The organism is Sphingomonas sp. LC-1 (genome assembly GCF_025371035.1).
GTDB lineage: Bacteria > Pseudomonadota > Alphaproteobacteria > Sphingomonadales > Sphingomonadaceae > Sphingomonas > Sphingomonas sanguinis_E.
The window spans coordinates 31,650-48,071 of the sequence record NZ_JANZXB010000006.1 but is presented as its reverse complement, the minus strand read 5'-3'; the positions used below and the strand labels follow the sequence as shown (position 1 = coordinate 48,071).

Sequence of the window (16,422 nt, the reverse complement as noted above, 5' to 3'; positions counted from 1 at the left end):
TTCAGGCTTCGACGGGAACGGTGGCCGCACGCGCATCGAGTGCGCGGCGGATCGCGGCGTGGCGGGTCTGGTCGAGCGGAAAATGCCAGATCAGCGCCGCCGAGATGATGTGCGCGACGGCAGGGCCGAGCGCGAAGACGTATTTGAGGGCTTCCAGCGCGGCGGGCGCGCTATGCCCCTTGGGTTGGAAGCCCAGCCAGGCGAGTAGGGGGAGCGCCACGCCGATGCCGATTGCGGGACCCGCCTTGGTCGCCAGGCTGAACACCGAGAAGAACAGGCCGGTGCGGTTGTGCCCCGTCGCCAGTTCATGGGCGTCGGCGACATCGGCGACCATCGCGCGCAGCATCAGGTTGCCCGACCCCTGGGTCAGCCCCTGCGCCACCGCCAGCGCGATCAACAGCCACAGCATGTCCGGAAAGACCGCGAGCAAGGAGATGTTGATCGCCGCTTGCACCAGTTCGCCGGCAATCGCCGTCTCGCGCTTGCCCAGCCGTCGCCCGATCGCCAGCCAGAGCGGCCCGGCGGCAACGCCGAAGACGAATTGCAGCAGATAGAGCCCGCTCGCCCATTGCGGCAGCCCCATATAGCTGACGCAGAAGAAGGCGATCAGGCCTGCGCGGATCGACTGGCCGGCGGTCACCGCCAGGTCGGAGGCGAGCACGCGCAGCAGCAATCGGTCTCGGAAGACGACCGTCGCTGTCCGCCAGAAGCCGGGGCGATGGGAGGACAGGGCGGCGACCGGCGGCTCGGCTATCGCGTTCAGGCCAAGTGGCAGAGCAACCGCCAGGGTCCCCAGGACGAAAAGGCCTGTGGCGTGCAGCTTCAGCACGCCGTCCGCCGGGCGCCATTGCTCGATCAACGTCGGCAGGATCAGAACCAGCAACAGACCGATGGCGGACATGGTCTGTTTGTAGGTCACGATGCGCGTGCGCTCATGATATGCGTCCGACAACTCCCCTGCCCAGGCGGAGAAGGGAATTTCGATCATCGTCCAGCCCGCGTAGAAGACGAAGAGGGCCGCACCCAGATAAAGCGGTGCGACGGTTGCGGGCGGGAAGAACAGCAGCGCCGAGCCGATTCCGAACAGCAGGCCGCCCGCCGCGATCCACGGCTTTCGTCGCCCGAAGCGGCTGCGGGTGCGATCCGATAGCGTACCGACGATCGGATCCGCCGCCACGTCCCAGAAGCGGCCGAGGAAGAAGATGAAGCCGATCGTCGCCAGCGACAGCCCGAAATGGCTGGCATAGAGCTGCGGCACGAACAGCGCGAGCGGAAGGCCAGCACCCGCCAGCGGAATGGCGAGTGATCCAAAGCCGATCAGTCGGTGCGCCGCCGCGCCGTCGCTCCGTTCGACGGAGCTTTGGTCGCGCGGGGCGCGTACGTCATCGAAGGGAATGCTGGCCATCGCCGTCTCCGTCAGAAACGGACCTTGAGCGTCGCGCCATAGGTGCCCGGATCGCCCAGAATGGCGGAGACGAGCCCGTAATTGACGACGTTCAAAGTCTGGAAATAGTCTTTGTCGAACAGGTTGCGCGCCCAGACCGACAGGTCGTAGCGACCATCCTCGCCCAGCCGGATGCCGGCGCGCGCATTGACCAAGCCATAGCCGGGGACGAGCCCGTATCGGCTGTTGCTGGCGACGGTGTAGTAGGAGGAGCGGTACGACCAGTCGCCGTGCAGATAGGCCTCCGCACGGCCGCCGATCGTGCGGGTCACGTCGGCGCCGACCGAGGCCGCCCATTTGGGCACGCCCGCCAGACGCTCGCCCGTGAAATCGCGCACCGGCGACCCGCCGGGACTGGCGGCGGTCGGGTTGAGCGCCTCCACCGGTGTCGGGCCGTTGGGATAGTCGCGATAGGTCGCGTCGGTATAGGCGACCGAGCCGGTCAGGTTCAGCCAATCTGCGGGACGGACCGCCAGATCGCCCTCCAACCCGCGCGAGCGGACCTTGGGGATGTTGGCGATATAGTTGATATAGGTGTTGGTGCCGATCACCTGCTGGACGATCGTCGTCTGATAATCATGCACGTTGGTCTGGTAGGCAGCGAGGTTGAGCGTCACGCGCCGGTCGAGGAATTGCGATTTCAACCCGACCTCGAAATTGTCGACCGTTTCGGGCCGGACGACCGGGTCGATCCCGGCGGGGAGATTGGTGAGGTTCAGGCCCTGCGACTTCGCGCCGCGCGAATAGGTGGCATAGACCAGCACGTCCTCCACCGGCTTCCACCCCAGCGTGGCGAGCCCCGAGACGCTGTCGTCGTCGGTGTCGACCGAAAAGGCCTGAACCGGGGTCAACGCGTTGCGGATCGCGGCGACGCGCGCGATCTGTGCTGCGGTCAGCCCGGTGGTCGGCTGCGCGAAGAGAAGGTCGTTGGCGTAGCTGCCCCATTTCTCTTCATGGGTGTAGCGGAGACCGCCGGTCAGGCTGAGCGCGGGGCTGATATGCCAAGTCGCCTGGCCGAAGAATGCCCCGCTCTTGGTATGCGGATCGGACCGGGCGCCGGAGAGCAGGCCGTTGGTGGCGATGCTCGCGACCGTCTGATTGTCCGATGGGAAGAGCGCGAGTGCGGCATCCGGCCCGAATTCGGTGCGGCCATAGCCGCGCACCACCTGCTGGAAATAGTAGACGCCCAGCAGCCAGTCGACCGTGCGGGAGCCGGTGGAGGCGAGCCGCAATTCCTGGCTGAACTGCCGCTGGAAATTGAGGATATGGCCCTGCGTGTTGATCGACAGCGCGGTCAGGTCGCCGTCATTGCGCGGGAACCAGTTCCATTGCCGCACCGCCGTGATCGAGGTCAGCGCCGCGCCGCCAAGATCATAATCGACCTGACCCGACACGCCCCATGTGTCCATATTCGCCTGGAACGGCGAATTGGCGTCGGTCCGGCGGGCGAAGGGATCGATCGGCAGCGGCGTATAATTCGGGAAACGCGCCAGCCTCTGCAGGAAATTGTTCGCGATGGGGGCGCCATTGTCATAGGCCGTGAAGGTCCGGACCGGCACGTTGATACAGCAGGACTGGTCCTGCTGGCCCCAGTCGCCGATGACGCGGACGGTCAGGGCGGGGGCGGGCGTCAGCAGCAACTGGCCGCGCACCGTGGCATTCTCATAATCATGGACGCGGCGCCGCGTCGTCGTGTCGTAGAGAAAGCCGTCGCGGCGCGTATAGGCGGCGCTCAGGCGAAAGGCAGCCAGGCCGTCGATCAACGGGCCGGTGACGGAGCCGCGCACCTGTCGATAATCGTAATTGCCGATATCGGCCTGTCCGTCGGCGTGCCATTGGAACTGCGGCAGGCGGCTGGAGATGTTGATCGCGCCTGCGGTGGTGTTCTTGCCGAACAGCGTGCCCTGCGGTCCGCGCAGCACCTCGACCCGATCGAGATCGACGAGGTCGAACTGGCTCTGTCCGACGCGCCCATAATAGACATTGTCGATATAGACGCCGACGCCATTCTCCAGACCGTCATTGGTCAGTGCGACATTGGAGCCGAGCCCGCGGATGTTGATGTTGGTATTACGCGGGTTGAAACTGAAGACCTGGAGCGACGGCACCAGTTGCTGCACCTGATCCAGCCGATAGTCGCCACGGATCCCGAGCTGCTCTGCGCCGACCACGCTGAGCGCGATCGGCACGTCCTGCGCCCGCTCTTCGCGCCGCCGTGCGGTGACGAGAATCTCACCGGCGGAATCATCCACGGCGTCGGCCGCTCGGGCATCGGTGCTTGGCGCAGTCGCCTCCGCCTTTGCCGATACATCGTTGCTGGCGAGAACGACCTGCGCGGCGGCACCCGAGGGCAGCAGCGCGGTGGCGGCGAGCAGCAGGTAGCGGCGGCGATGGGCGAGCGCCATCTTCGCCGGAAATCCCCTTTTCATGGATTGGCTTTCTTATGGTTTTGGCGATCGATCGCGGGCGCGTTTCTTCCCGTGCGGACGCGCCAATCGCGGCCGACATGGGGCGGAACCGTCGCTCGAAAAGGCCGGGCGTTACCCGGCGGCGCGGTCGTTAGCGGTCAGTATGTCGGATGCTTCGCCCCGGCGGGCGGATCGTGGAATCGGATCGGGCTCATCCCAGTCTCCCTCATGCACCGGGCCATCGGCGCAGGGATAATCCTATCGATAAGATGGGAATTAGGGGAAAAGCATATGTTGCGCAGCGGTTAGGCAAGCTATCCGCACCGGCGTTTCGCCAGCAGATCATTTTTCCGGTCTAGGGGGATGGCTGTGTCACCCCTAGCGACGCCGGCATGGCGGGCATGCGATGGTACGCTTTTGAACCGCTTGGCCGCCACGATCCACCGCTTGGCGTGCGTCGGGGGCGTGCGGACCAGCCATGTCGGAGCCGATAGCCAAGCGCCCGACTTCCGGGGGGCATAAGGACGTGATGGTGTCCACCACCGTATGCCCCCGGAGTGACCTAGAGACGGATGCCCAGGCCGACGCCGAACACCAGCGGGTCGAGGCCGAGCTTGACCTTCTGGGTGCCGGCTGCGGCGGTGTCGAGCTGAACGCGCGTGTCGATGTCGATATATTTGACGTCGAGGTTCAGGAAGACCTTCGGCGTGATGTCCATGTCGACCCCGGCTTGCGCCGCCCAGCCGAAGCTGTCCTTCATGTGGACGCGGGTCGTGCCGACGGCGGCCTGCAGCCCGTCGGATGCCTTCTTGTTCCAGAAGATCGTGTAGTTGATGCCCGCGCCGAGATAGGGACGCACATGGCTGGTCGGTGCGAAGTGATATTGCGCGGTCAGCGTCGGCGGCAGGACCCAGGTCGTCGCCAGCTTGCCGATGCCGCCGGTCGTGCCGCTCGTCCCCTTGGCGGTATGTTTGGTCGTCGAGGCGATCAGTTCGAAGCCGATATGGTCGGTCGCCATATAGGTTACGTCCAATTCGGGCATGACCGCGTTGCCGACAGACAGCCGTTCCTGTGGAAAGGCGGGGGTGATGCCGCCCGAATCCTCGTTCGGTACGACCGTGATTGCGCGCGCGCGCACCAGCACGTCACCGGCCGCGATGCCGATGCGGGGCGCGGCATTGGGCGGCTCGGCGGTCTGCGCCATGGCGGGAACCGCGACGGTGGCGGCGGACATCGCCCCCAGCGCCAATGCCGCGTTCTTTACGATCGTCATTCCCCGAACCTCCTTTGTCACGACAGGGTGTGAGGGAGGACGTAAACCCGCAGATCCCGAGCCGACTTGACCACGGACAAGCCCGAAGTTGATCGCGGTCAAATTTCAAAGCGTTGACGGGCGGACGGGCGACACATTCATCCGTCCCTGCTACACTGGGTCCCATGATCCAGACCAAGATTTGCGCGGATTGTGCCGTCCGCGATCATGCACTGTGCGGCAGCCTCGACGATCGCGAGTTGAAGGTGCTGAACGAGCTCGGCCAACGTCGCCATGTCGCACGGGGGCAGACCGTGGTCTGGAGCGGCGACGAGGCGGTGGTGTGCGGCAACGTCCTGTCGGGCGTGCTGAAACTGGTGGCCGGGACGGCGGACGGTCGCGAGCAGATCGTCGGCCTGCTGTATCAGGCGGATTTCTTCGGTCAGCCCTATGCCGGGGTGGCGGATTTCACGACCGTGGCGTTGAGCGACGCCGAACTGTGCGTGTTTCCCCGCGCGGCGTTCCAGAATGTCCTGGAAGAGCATCCGCGCATGGAGCATCTGCTTCTCCAGCGCACCTTCGCGTCGTTGAACGAGGCGCGCGGGCGGATGCTGGTGCTGGCGCGGCAGTCGGCGAGCGAGAAGCTGGCCGGTTTTCTCGTCGATGTCGCGGGCCGCCTGGGGGAGAAGGCGTGCAACGCATGTCCCGACACGCCGGTCCGCTTCGACCTTCCCCTGACGCGCGGTCAAATCGCCGATGTTTTGGGCATGACGATCGAAACGGTCAGCCGCCAATTGACCCGATTGAAGGAGGCGGGTGTCATCGCTTTGCCAGGCGGTCGCGCGATCACGATCATGGATGGCGCATCGCTGGCCGCGCGGGCCGAGGCGGCCTGAGCTTTCGCACCGGCCCCGTACGTCGGCAGGACAATATAGGGGGTAGGATCATGGCCGCGCCCGGAAGCGATGCCATGACCCCGATATATCTATCTATTCCATCGGTCCGCGCGTCGGCGGCAGGTCCTCCTCCTGCGGCAGGTGGAATTCATGCCACATGCCGTTCAGCACACCGAAGCCGAGCGCGAGGCCGAGGCCGAGGACCCAGGAAAAATACCACATGGCAGGAGCCTTTCAGTAGAAATCGGGACTGGTGCGCACCGCGTCGCTGGTCACGCGCCCGAACATCACCCGGTATGCCCAGGCGGTGTAGGCGAGCACGATCGGCAGGAAGACGATGGTGACGATCAGCATGATGCCCAGCGTCTTGTGCGTGGAGGATGCGTTCCACACCGTCAGGCTGCTATGGGCATCGATGCTGGATGGCAGGATGAAGGGAAACATCGAACAGCCCACCGTGGCGATGATCCCCGTCGCCGCCAGCGAGGAGCCGGCGAAGGCCAGCGCCTCACGCCCGCCACGGATGCCGATCAGCGCCAGCACCGCACCGGCAAAGCCGATCAGGGGCAGCACCATCATCCAGGGATAGGTTGTATAGTTGGTCAGCCATGCGCCGCCCGCTGGTTCCGCCGTCATGCGCAGCGGGTTGGACGGCCCCTGCGGATCGACCGCGCCGATGACCCGGTACCCGATATCGCCCCAGGCGACGAAGGCGAACCCGGCCGCGAAGAGCAGGATCGCCGCGATCGCCGCCACCGTTCCGAAGGTTCGCGCCCGGTCGTGCACCGGCCCATGCTCGACCTTGATCGACAGCCATGCCGCGCCGTGCAACACCAGCATCGCCACCGACAACAGGCCGCACAGCAGCGCGAAGGGGGTGAACAGGCCGATTAGCGTGCCGTCGTAGAAGGCGCGCAGATCGCCATCGAGACGGAAGGGCGCACCCAGCAGCACATTGCCGACCGCGACGCCGAATACCAGCGCGGGCACCAGACCGCCGACGAACAGCGCCCAGTCCCAACGAGCGCGCCATGCCGGGTCGGGCTTTTTCGAACGGTATTTGAACCCCACCGGCCGCAGGATCAGCGCGGCCAGAACGAGGAACATCGCCAGATAAAAGCCCGAAAAGCTGACCGCATAGACGAAGGGCCAGGCGGCGAAGATCGCGCCGCCCCCTAGGATGAACCACACCTGGTTGCCCTCCCAGGTCGGCCCGACCGAGTTGATGACCATTCGCCGCTCGGTATCGTCCCTCGCGACGAAGGGCAGGAGGGCGGCAACGCCAAGATCGAACCCGTCGGTCAGCGCGAAACCGATCAGCAGCACGCCGAGCAGCGCCCACCAGATGAGGCGTAACATTTCATAATCGAACATGTCCCAGTCCCTTTCTTCAGGCGGTGACGGGAATGGCGGCGGGGATCGCCCCCAGTGCCGGCTGGTCGTCGCGTTCCTCGGGGCCATGGGCGATGGCGGCGAGGATCAAGCGCACCTCGATCACCGCCAGCATGCCATAGAGCAGGGTGAAACCCGCAAGCGTCGTCCAGAGTGCCCCGCGCGACAGCGAACTGGTCGCCAGGAAGGTCGGAAGCACGCCCTCGATCGCCCAAGGCTGTCGCCCCAGTTCGGCGACGAGCCATCCCAGCTCGATCGCGACCCAGGGCAGCGGGATTGCCGCCACCGCCAGCTTCAGGAACCAGCGCGCATCCATATGCATCCGAAGCGAACACAGGATGAAGGCGGTCGCGAACAACCCGATCATTGCGAAGCCGATCGCCGCCATGATGCGGAAGCTCCAGAAGAGCAGGCCGACATCGGGCACCGTGTCCCAGGCCGCCGCCTCGATCTGCTTCGGCGTCGCGCTGCGCGGATCGGCCATTTGCCGCTTGAGCAGCAAGGCATAGCCCAGGTCGCGCTTGTGCGCCTCGAACCGTGCCCGCTGGACCATGTCCTGCGGGTCGGCCTTCAGCCGTTGCACCGCGTCATAGGCGATCACGCCCGAGGCGATGCGCTCCTGCGCTTTCAGCACCAGTTCGGACATGCCCGTCACCGTGCCGTCCAGGCTGCGCGTCGCGATCAAACCGAGTAGCCACGGAATCTCGACCTTGTAGCGCGTCTCGCGTGCCACCGTGTCGGGATAGCCGAACAGGGTCAGGCCGGAGGGGCCGGGCTCGGTATGCCAGACCGCCTCGATCGCGGCGAGCTTCATCTTCTGGTTGTCGGTCAGTGCATAGCCGCTCTCGTCGCCCAGCACGACGACCGACAGCGAGGAGGCGAGGCCGAACGCCGCCGCTACCGTCATCGACCGGCGCGCGACGGGCAGGAAGCGGCCCTTGAGCAGCCAGAAGGCCGACACGCCCAGCACCACGACCGAGGCGCAGACATAGCCCGCGCTGACCGTATGGACGAACTTGGCCTGGGCGACCGGGTTGAACAGCACCGCGCCGAAATCCGCGACTTCCATCCGCATCGTATCGGGGTTGAAGGTCGCGCCGACCGGATTCTGCATCCAGCCATTGGCGATCAGGATCCACAGTGCCGACAGGTTGGTGCCGAGCGCGACCATGAAGGTGACGATCAGATGGCCCAGCTTCGACAAGCGGTCCCAGCCGAAGAACATCAGCCCGACGAACGTGGCCTCCAGAAAGAAGGCCATCAGTCCTTCGATCGCCAGTGGCGCGCCGAAGATGTCGCCGACATAGTGCGAGAAATAGGACCAGTTGGTGCCGAACTGGAATTCCATGGTCAGGCCGGTGGCGACGCCCAGCACGAAGTTGATGCCGAAGATCTTGCCCCAGAACCGCGTCGTGACCCGCCATTCCGGGCGATTGGTCATGACATAGACCGATTCCATGATGACCAGCATCATCGACAGGCCGAGCGTCAACGGCACGAACAGGAAATGATACAGGGCGGTGGCCGCGAATTGCAGCCGTGACAGGTCGATGACTCCGGGGTCCATGTGACTCCTCCATAAAAGGAGCCATCCCCGGCCCCTTGTCGCGCGAGTCGCTAGGCGTCGGTCCGGGTTCCGACATTGACGGCGGTCAAAGACGGTGGCGGCCGTCGCTGCGACGGTCCCGGCATGACGACGGTCACTCATGATCCCATCGCGGCCAAGGCGCGCACCCGATGGCTGAAGCAAGCGGCCGGACGCCGTGACGGTGCAGCGGGCCTGTTGCTGCTCGATACGGGCGCGGCGATCGGCTTTGCGGTGGGGATCGCGGGCGGGGTGACGGCAGTCTCGACACAGGCGATGCTGCTGCCCTGGCTATTGCTGGCGGTCGCGGGCGGCGGGTTGCGCGGCGCGTTCGCCACCATGGCCATGCGGCAGGGGGCGGTGCGGGCGGGGGGCGTCAAGCGGGCGCAACGGCGGCGCGTCGTCGACGCCGTGCTGCACCGGACGGCCGGGGAAGCTTTGGACAGCGGGATGCTGGCGACGCGCGCCGTGGATGCGGTCGAGGCGCTGGACGGCTATGTCGCGCGCTTCCTGCCCGCGCGAAAGGCCGCCGCCGCCGCACCGATACTGGTGATCGCCGCGACCGCCTGCGCCAGTTGGGTCGCGGCGCTCATCCTTGCCGCAACCCTGTTGCCCTTCCTCGCGACGATGATCCTGGCGGGCGGCGCGGCGGCGGAGGAATCGCGCCGCCAGTTCGTCGCGCTGCATCGCCTGTCGGCGCGGTTCGCCGACCGCGTGCGCGCCCTGCCGGTGGTGCTCGCCTTTCGCGCCGAAACCCGCGAGACCGACGCCATCGGCGCGGCCGCGCAGGAACTTGCGGAGCGCACCATGCGGGTGCTGCGCGTGGCCTTTCTGTCCTCCGCCGCGCTGGAGTTTTTCGCGGCGCTGTCGGTCGCGCTGGTCGCGGTCTATTGCGGCTTTTCGCTGCTCGGCCTGCTGCCCTTTGCTGCGCCGGAGACGCTGACCCTGGGCAGTGCATTCTTTGTGCTGGCGCTGGCACCCGAATTCTATGCGCCGATGCGTCGGCTCGCTGCCGCCTATCATGACAAGCAGGCGGCGGAGACGGCGGCCGATGCGCTGATCCCGCTGCCCGATCCGGTTGTCGCGACGGCGGGAGCGGTGATGGCCCCGCTCGCCTTGCGCGACGTGACGATCCATTATCCGGGCAGCGACGCACCCGCCGTGTCGCATCTGTCATTGCATATCGATGCAGGCGAGACGGTGGTGCTGCTGGGCCCATCGGGCAGCGGCAAGACCAGCGTCCTGCATCTGCTGCTGGGGCTCGCGCCCTTGTCGGTTGGGACGATCGAGGCGGGCGGTAAGGCCTTTGTCTCTCTGGCCGGACAGGCGAGCTGGGCGGGGCAGCATCCCCTGCTGATCGCGGGCACGATCCGCGAAAATCTGGTGCTGGCGCATCCACAGGCCGACGAAATGGCGATCCACAGGGCGGTCGCGGCGGCGGGGCTTGGCCCGATGCTGGCGCGTCGGCCGGGCGGACTGGACGCGCCGCTCGACGCGCGGGGCAGCGGCCTGTCCGGCGGCGAGCGGCGGCGCATCGCGTTGGCCCGCGCCTTGCTCCGCCCCGCGCCGTTCCTGCTGCTCGACGAGCCGACCGCGCATCTCGACGCGGCGGCCGAAGCCGATCTGATCGCGACCATCGCGTGTGCCGCCCATGGGCGTACGACGCTGATCGCCACCCATAGCACCGCGCTCGCTGCCATCGCGACGCGGGTCGTCCGCCTGGGACCTGCCGCATGACCCTTCATAGCCTGATCGCCGCCGAACGTCGCAACGAACGCCGCCGCTTGCGACAGGCTGGGGCATGCGCCGCCCTGGTCGCCGCCGCGTCGGTGCTGCTTCTCGCGCTGTCGGGCTGGTTCCTGACCGCGGCGGCGCTGGCGGGTGGGGCGGGGATCGTCGCGGCGCAGGCGTTCAACTATATGCTGCCCTCCGCCGCGATCCGTTTGCTGGCGATCGTGCGGACGGGCGCGCGTTATGGTGAGCGGCTGGCGGGGCATGGCGCAGCCTTCGGCGCGCTGGCGCGGCTGCGCCCGGCGCTCTACCGCGCCGTCACCGCTGCGCCGCCCGCCATGGCGTTGGCGCTTGGCCGGGGCGAGGCGACCGCGCGACTGATCGGCGATGTCGATGCGGTGGAATGGCGGTTCGTGCGGCTGTCGGGGCCCTGGGGTGTCGCCGCCGCTCTGCTATCCGGTGCGGCGCTGACCTCGCTGGGAGGCTGGCCCGCGATGGTCTCGACGCTGGCGTGCGTGGCGGGCGCGCTGCTGGTGGGGCGGTACTGGGCGCGTCAGTTCGAGGAGCGGGGGCGGGCGGTGCAGCGCGCCGCCGGCGTCTTGCGCGAAGAGGTCGCCATGCTCGGCGGTGCGGCAGCGGAGCTGCGCTGCTTCGCGCTGGAGGATTGGGCGGCGACCCGGATCGCGGCGGCGGGCGACCGGCTGGCCGAGGCGCAGGTCCGGCAGGCCGGGGTCGCGGCGCGGTTCGAGGCGCTGCACGCTATCGGCATCGCCGTCGCGGCCGCATCGGCGCTGGCGCTGTCGGCGGGGGCGGGCGCGCCGACCGCGTCACTCGCGGCGCTGGCGGCGGCAATGACGGTCGATGCGATCGCGCCGCTACTGCGATCGCTGACCGAAGGCGGACGGCTGCGCGAGGCGGAGGCGCGGCTCGATGGGATATTCAGCGCGGTGGAGGCGGAGCGGCCGGTCGGCGCTTTGCCGGGTGACGCGGTGCTGACCATCGATGGCGACCGCTTCGCACCCGGTACGCGCATCGCGCTGACGGGACGTTCGGGATGCGGCAAGACGACGCTGATCGAGGGGATGCTGGGGCTTCGTCCGCTGGAGCCCGGGCGGATCACGGTCGACGGACGGGATGGGGCGACCCTCGCGCCCGAGACGCTGCGCGCGACCTTCGCCTGGGCGCCGCAGGATGCCGCGCTCCTCACCGGTACGGTTCGCGAGAACCTGCTGCTTGCCGATCCCGATGCGGACGAGGATCGGATGTGGCAGGCGCTGGAGGATGCGGCGATCGACGGCGTGGTGCGGGCTTTGCCGTACGGGCTCGATAGCTGGCTGGGCGACGATGGCACGCGCCTGTCGGGTGGCGAGAGGCGGCGTCTGTCACTGGCGCGTGTCTTTCTGGCGGATGCGCCCTGGCTGCTGCTCGACGAGCCTGGCGAAGGGCTGGATGCGGAGGTCGCCGCCCAGGTCGCGCGCCGTCTCGACGCACGGCTCGCGCGGACCGGGCAGGGGATGATCCTGGTCAGCCACCGCCCGGTGCTGACCGCGCTGTGCGAGTGGCAATGGTCGGCGGAAAGCACGCAGCGCCGGTCCGCCGCCTAGGAGCATCCCGCAATGGCGGCGAGGCGTACCGGGTCGATCAGGCGTAGCCGATGCGGCCCGGATGTGGCGATCAGCCCCTGTTGGTCAAATTCGGTCATGTGGCGGCTCACCGTCTCGATCGCCAGGCCCAGCGCCTCGGCCATCGCGCCGCGCGACAGCGGCGATCGGAACAGGCCTTGCGCATCCGCCTCGCACCGCTGCGCCATGTCGATCAGCAGCGCGGCCACGCGCGCTTCCGCCCGGCCGCAAGCCAGAATGGCCATCCACCGGCGCGCTTCGGTAAGTTTCGCCCATGAGCGTCTCAGCAGGAGCCGTCCAATGGCGGGCTGGTCGATCAGCAACGCCTCCAGGGCCCCGCGCGGATAGACGCACAGATCGGCATCGTTCAGCGCCACGATCGTGTCGGGCGATCGTTCGGCAAAGAGGATGCCGGCAAAGTCGCCGGGATAGAGCAGGCCGACGATCTGCACACGCCCGTCCGGTTCGCCGCGCAACACCTTGAGCACGCCGGAGACGAGATTGGCGCAAGTGGCGGCGGGGTCGCCCGCCCAGCCCAGCGCCTGCCCGGCGGCCAGCCGACGGCGACGACCGATATGATTCAGCGCCACGATCTGCCGACGATCCAGTGCCCCGCACAGGGCCACGCCATGGGCGGCACAGGCCGCACAGCGCGGCGGCGGGTCAGACGGCATGGCTGAAGCGCATATCGTCCTCCGTTCGCCATGCGTCGAAGGCGGCGGCTATACTGCGCGCATAGGGCAGGGCATCGCCGTTCAGCCGCAGGCGCGTTCCCTGCCAGTCGATCAGTCCGGCTTGCTCGAAGCGGTGGAGGCGCAGGCGGATCGCCTCCCGTTCGGGCAGATCGGCGAGTTCGGCGCGGCCGTGGCACAGCACCGCCGCGATCGCCCTGGCGCGTCGTTGCTCCACCGGGTCGCGCGCCACTCCTCGGGCGGTGGCGAAGCGACCCGCGCCGATCGCCTGATGCCACTCCCCGGCATTCTTGGCATTTTGCAGCAGGCGATCGGGAAACTCGCTGATCGCGCTGGCGCCCAGCCCGATCAGGGTCTCGGCCTGATCCTCGGTGAAGCCCTGGAAATTGCGGCGCAGCGTTCCGCTGTCGGCGGAGCGGGCCAGGGTGTCGTCGGCAAGCGCGAAATGGTCGAAGCCGACCGCGCGATAGCCCGCCGAGGTCAGCCGCTCATGCGCCAGCGCCGCCTGTGCGAAGCGCTCCGCCGCACCGGGCAGCGCGCGTGCATCGATCCGTCGCTGGCGCGGGATGAGGTGCGGGACATGCGCATAGCCGAAAACCGCCAGCCGTTCCGGGGCGAGCGCGATGCTCTGCTCCAGCGTCGCCGCCAACGCCGCTTCGTCCTGACCGGGCAGGCCGTACATCAGGTCGAAATTGATCGAGCCAACCCCGGCGGCGCGCAGCAGGCCGACTGTCCGGATAATCTCGTCATGCGGCTGAACCCGGCCGATCGCGGCCTGAAGCGCGGGATCGAAGGTCTGCACGCCCAGGCTGGCGCGCGTGACGCCGGCATCCGCGACGACCGCCGCCCAGTCGGAGTCGAACCCGCGGGGATCGATTTCCAGCGACAGGGTCATCCGCTCGGAGGCGAATGCGGCACGAAGATGCGCGACCAGCGCGGCAAAGGCGGCGGGCGGAATCGCATTGGGGCTGCCCCCGCCAAAGGCGATCCGCCCGATCCGCCCCCGTCCGCCCAGCCGCGCGGCGACCAGATCGATCTCCTCATGCAACCGCGCCAGATAGGCGTCGAGTCGTGCGGTTCGGTTCGCCGCCCCGGTGTTGCATCCGCAATACCAGCAGATCGCCCGGCAATAGGGGATGTGCAGGTAGAGCGAGATCGACGTATCGCCCTCCACTTCGTCCAGCGCGGCGGCCATGTCGCCATGGCCCACCGCATCCCGGAATTCGGCGGCGGTGGGATAGCTGGTGTAGCGCGGTACGGGCCGCGCGAGCAGTTCGGGATGATAGGGCCACATGCCCGACCTTGTGCCCCGCGGCCGGGTCGATGCCTTTGACCGCTGTCAAACCGGCGATGGCAGGGGGTCGGGCTGCGGGATGCGCTAGCGCCGTGCGGCGGCGAAGCGCTCCGATACCGTCTTCCAGTCCACGACCTGCCACCATGCATCCAGATAGTCGGCGCGGCGGTTGCGATGCTTCAGATAATAGGCATGTTCCCACACATCGTTGCCGAGCAGCGGCGTGCCGTGGGTTTCGGCCACGTCCATCAGCGGATTGTCCTGATTGGGTGTCGAGGCGATGGCGAGCCTGCTGTCCGGTCCCAGGATCAGCCAGACCCAGCCCGAGCCGAAGCGCCCCGTGCCTGCCGTTTTAAACGCCGCCTTCATCGCGTCCATTGACCCGAAGGCGGCATCGATCGCCCGCGCGAGTTCGGGCGAAGGCTGGCCGCCGGTGCCCGGACGCGCCATCGTCTTCCAGAAGAAGCTGTGGTTCCAATGGCCGCCCGCATTGTTGCGCACCGCCGCCGGTTCCGCCCCGGCGACGGCGAGCAACTGCTCCAGCGACCGCCCCGCCAGTGCCGGATCGGCGGCGATCGCCTTGTTGAGCGAATCGATATAGGCCTGATGATGCCGGTCATGGTGCAGCGTCATCGTTTCGGCGTCGATCACCGGCTCAAGCGCGGTGGCCGGATAGGGAAGCGGCGCAAGGACGAACGGCGTCGTGGCCTTCTGTTCCTGCGCGGTGGCGGGCGTCGCAAGCGCGGCGAGACAGGCAATCCAGTATGTCATCGTTGCTCTCCGGTTCAGAGGGGCTGGTGTGATGTGCGGTCCGGCACAAGTCGCCGTTATCCACGAACGCGGCGAAGCCGTCCGCTGATCGCGGCGCCTGTCATTCGGCGGCCTGCAACTGCGGCGTGCCCCATGCGGGGAAGGGGTCGTGCAGCGTCGCCCACAGGTTCGGCGTGAAGGCGGGGGCGGCGAGGAGGCAGGCGTCGAGCCGCTGCCGGATGCGTGCCTCGTCCATGCCGATGCCGATGAACACCAGTTCCTGTCGCCGATCGCCCCAGATGGGGTCCCAGTGGCTGGCGACGAATTCCTCGAACCGGCCGTCATCCGGCCACTGGTTCTTCGGGATCGACGCCCACCAGCGGCCGAGGCGGGAGCTCATCGTCTGGCTGCCCGCCACCGCCAGTTCGCCGACCCAGTCTGGCCGCGTCGCCAGCCAGAAATGCCCCTTGGCGCGCACTATGTGATCCAGGCCGCCATCGGTCAGGAAGGCGCGGAACTTCGCCGGATCGAAGGGCTGCCGGGCGCGATAGACGAAGCTCTCTATGCCATATTCCTCCGTCTCGGGCTGGTGGTGCTCATAGCCGTAAAGCTCCTTGGCCCAGAGCGGGTGGCGCGACGCTTTCTCCTCGTCGAACAGGCCGGTGGCGAGAACGAGGTCCAGATCGACCCGGCCATGGTCGGCGGGCACGATGACGGCATCGGCGTTGAGGCTGGCGACCAGCTTCCTGACGGTCGCGAACTGTTCGGGCGACACCGACGACGCCTTGTTGATCACCACCACATCGGCGAACTCGATCTGTTCGACCAGCAGGCCGACCAGACTGCGCGTGTCCTCCTCACCCATCGTCTCGCCGCGATCGGCGAGGAAATCCTGGCTGGAATAATCGGCCAGCAGGTTGATGGCATCGACCACCGTCACCATCGTGTCGAGCAGCGCCACATCGCCCAGCGACACGCCCTCCTCGTCGCGGAAGGAGAAGGTGGTGGCGACGGGCAGCGGTTCGGAAATGCCGGTCGACTCGATCACCAGATAGTCGAACCGCCCCGCCTCGGCGAGCGCGCGCACCTCCGCCAGCAGGTCGTCGCGCAGCGTGCAGCAGATGCAGCCATTGGTCATCTCGACCAGCGCCTCTTCCGATCGCGATAGTGCCGCCTCGCCGCCACGCACCAGATCGGCGTCGATATTCACTTCCGACATATCGTTGACGATCACGGCGACGCGGCGCCCCTCGCGATTGGCCAGGATATGGTTGAGCAGCGTCGTCTTTCCCGCGCCGAGAAAACCCGACAGCACCGTGACGGGGAGACGATCCTGAGACGGAAGGGTTGCCATGA

Annotated in this window: 13 protein-coding genes; 3 read left to right on the top strand and 10 right to left on the bottom strand. The window is 67.4% G+C overall.

Annotated features, from left to right (window positions below; translation table 11 throughout):
* Nucleotide 1: 1 nt before the first annotated feature.
* The 3 genes from NZL82_RS10175 to NZL82_RS10165 form a co-directional block, all read right to left on the bottom strand.
* Entirely contained in the window at nt 2-1,405 is a 1,404-nt protein-coding gene (locus tag NZL82_RS10175) for an MFS transporter (RefSeq protein WP_261269651.1), read from the bottom strand.
* A gap of 11 nt (nt 1,406-1,416) precedes the next feature.
* A complete protein-coding gene (locus NZL82_RS10170) occupies nt 1,417-3,873 on the bottom strand; it encodes a TonB-dependent receptor (protein WP_261269650.1) in 2,457 nt (818 codons plus the stop codon).
* Between the two features lie 541 nt (nt 3,874-4,414).
* Entirely contained in the window at nt 4,415-5,125 is a 711-nt protein-coding gene (locus NZL82_RS10165; RefSeq protein ID WP_261269649.1) for an OmpW family protein, read from the bottom strand.
* Nucleotides 5,126-5,289: 164 nt separating this feature from the next.
* On the opposite strand from NZL82_RS10165, the gene NZL82_RS10160 reads away from it, so the two are divergent.
* Nucleotides 5,290-6,000: a Crp/Fnr family transcriptional regulator gene (locus NZL82_RS10160; RefSeq protein WP_261269648.1), complete on the top strand. Its 711-nt coding sequence runs from the start codon at nt 5,290-5,292 to the stop codon at nt 5,998-6,000.
* 93 nt (nt 6,001-6,093) lie between these two features.
* On the opposite strand, the gene cydX is transcribed toward NZL82_RS10160, so the two are convergent.
* Genes cydX through NZL82_RS10145 form a run of 3 tightly spaced genes read right to left on the bottom strand, consistent with a single transcriptional unit; the run spans nt 6,094 to nt 8,959 of the window.
* Nucleotides 6,094-6,222, bottom strand: coding sequence for a cytochrome bd-I oxidase subunit CydX (cydX, locus tag NZL82_RS10155; RefSeq protein WP_261269647.1), 129 nt, complete (start codon nt 6,220-6,222; stop codon nt 6,094-6,096).
* 12 nt (nt 6,223-6,234) lie between these two features.
* Nucleotides 6,235-7,374, bottom strand: coding sequence for a cytochrome d ubiquinol oxidase subunit II (gene cydB / locus NZL82_RS10150; RefSeq protein ID WP_261269646.1), 1,140 nt, complete (start codon nt 7,372-7,374; stop codon nt 6,235-6,237).
* Nucleotides 7,375-7,390: 16 nt separating this feature from the next.
* Nucleotides 7,391-8,959 (bottom strand): cytochrome ubiquinol oxidase subunit I, encoded by a 1,569-nt coding sequence (locus tag NZL82_RS10145; protein ID WP_261269645.1) that lies wholly within the window; start codon nt 8,957-8,959, stop codon nt 7,391-7,393.
* 123 nt (nt 8,960-9,082) lie between these two features.
* Between NZL82_RS10145 and cydD the strand changes: the two genes are divergently transcribed.
* Together cydD and NZL82_RS10135 are read left to right on the top strand one after the other, a co-directional pair.
* On the top strand, nt 9,083-10,714 hold the full coding sequence (gene cydD / locus NZL82_RS10140) for a thiol reductant ABC exporter subunit CydD (RefSeq protein WP_261269644.1): 1,632 nt from the start codon (nt 9,083-9,085) through the stop codon (nt 10,712-10,714).
* Nucleotides 10,711-12,312: an amino acid ABC transporter ATP-binding/permease protein gene (locus NZL82_RS10135; protein ID WP_261269643.1), complete on the top strand. Its 1,602-nt coding sequence runs from the start codon at nt 10,711-10,713 to the stop codon at nt 12,310-12,312. The genes cydD and NZL82_RS10135 overlap by 4 nt, the downstream gene beginning before the upstream one ends.
* On the opposite strand, the gene NZL82_RS10130 is transcribed toward NZL82_RS10135, so the two are convergent.
* The 4 genes from NZL82_RS10130 to NZL82_RS10115 all read right to left on the bottom strand — a co-directional run bounded on the left by NZL82_RS10130 (nt 12,309) and on the right by NZL82_RS10115 (nt 16,420).
* Nucleotides 12,309-13,004 carry a Crp/Fnr family transcriptional regulator gene (locus NZL82_RS10130; RefSeq protein ID WP_261269642.1) on the bottom strand — a complete coding sequence of 232 codons (696 nt, stop codon included), beginning with the start codon at nt 13,002-13,004 and terminating at the stop codon, nt 12,309-12,311. The two genes, NZL82_RS10135 and NZL82_RS10130, sit on opposite strands and share 4 nt — an antisense overlap.
* The gene (gene hemN, locus NZL82_RS10125; RefSeq protein ID WP_261269641.1) at nt 12,994-14,316 is read right to left on the bottom strand and encodes an oxygen-independent coproporphyrinogen III oxidase; all 1,323 of its coding nucleotides are present in this window, start codon (nt 14,314-14,316) and stop codon (nt 12,994-12,996) included. Before hemN ends, NZL82_RS10130 begins: the two co-directional genes overlap by 11 nt.
* A gap of 84 nt (nt 14,317-14,400) precedes the next feature.
* Nucleotides 14,401-15,087: a superoxide dismutase gene (locus NZL82_RS10120; RefSeq protein ID WP_261269640.1), complete on the bottom strand. Its 687-nt coding sequence runs from the start codon at nt 15,085-15,087 to the stop codon at nt 14,401-14,403.
* 100 nt (nt 15,088-15,187) lie between these two features.
* Nucleotides 15,188-16,420, bottom strand: coding sequence for a GTP-binding protein (locus NZL82_RS10115; RefSeq protein ID WP_261269639.1), 1,233 nt, complete (start codon nt 16,418-16,420; stop codon nt 15,188-15,190).
* Nucleotides 16,421-16,422 lie beyond the last annotated feature (2 nt).

What these genes read in the sequence shown, in the direction of transcription:
- NZL82_RS10115 (WP_261269639.1), bottom strand. Translation starts at nt 16,420, where the DNA reads ATGGCAACCCTTCCGTCTCAGGATCGTCTCCCCGTCACGGTGCTGTCG.
- NZL82_RS10170 (WP_261269650.1), bottom strand. Translation starts at nt 3,873, where the DNA reads ATGAAAAGGGGATTTCCGGCGAAGATGGCGCTCGCCCATCGCCGCCGC.
- NZL82_RS10175 (WP_261269651.1), bottom strand. Translation starts at nt 1,405, where the DNA reads ATGGCCAGCATTCCCTTCGATGACGTACGCGCCCCGCGCGACCAAAGC.
- NZL82_RS10135 (WP_261269643.1), top strand. Translation starts at nt 10,711, where the DNA reads ATGACCCTTCATAGCCTGATCGCCGCCGAACGTCGCAACGAACGCCGC.
- NZL82_RS10120 (WP_261269640.1), bottom strand. Translation starts at nt 15,087, where the DNA reads ATGACATACTGGATTGCCTGTCTCGCCGCGCTTGCGACGCCCGCCACC.
- NZL82_RS10160 (WP_261269648.1), top strand. Translation starts at nt 5,290, where the DNA reads ATGATCCAGACCAAGATTTGCGCGGATTGTGCCGTCCGCGATCATGCA.
- cydB (WP_261269646.1), bottom strand. Translation starts at nt 7,374, where the DNA reads ATGTTCGATTATGAAATGTTACGCCTCATCTGGTGGGCGCTGCTCGGC.
- NZL82_RS10165 (WP_261269649.1), bottom strand. Translation starts at nt 5,125, where the DNA reads ATGACGATCGTAAAGAACGCGGCATTGGCGCTGGGGGCGATGTCCGCC.
- NZL82_RS10130 (WP_261269642.1), bottom strand. Translation starts at nt 13,004, where the DNA reads ATGCCGTCTGACCCGCCGCCGCGCTGTGCGGCCTGTGCCGCCCATGGC.
- hemN (WP_261269641.1), bottom strand. Translation starts at nt 14,316, where the DNA reads ATGTGGCCCTATCATCCCGAACTGCTCGCGCGGCCCGTACCGCGCTAC.
- cydD (WP_261269644.1), top strand. Translation starts at nt 9,083, where the DNA reads ATGACGACGGTCACTCATGATCCCATCGCGGCCAAGGCGCGCACCCGA.
- cydX (WP_261269647.1), bottom strand. Translation starts at nt 6,222, where the DNA reads ATGTGGTATTTTTCCTGGGTCCTCGGCCTCGGCCTCGCGCTCGGCTTC.
- NZL82_RS10145 (WP_261269645.1), bottom strand. Translation starts at nt 8,959, where the DNA reads ATGGACCCCGGAGTCATCGACCTGTCACGGCTGCAATTCGCGGCCACC.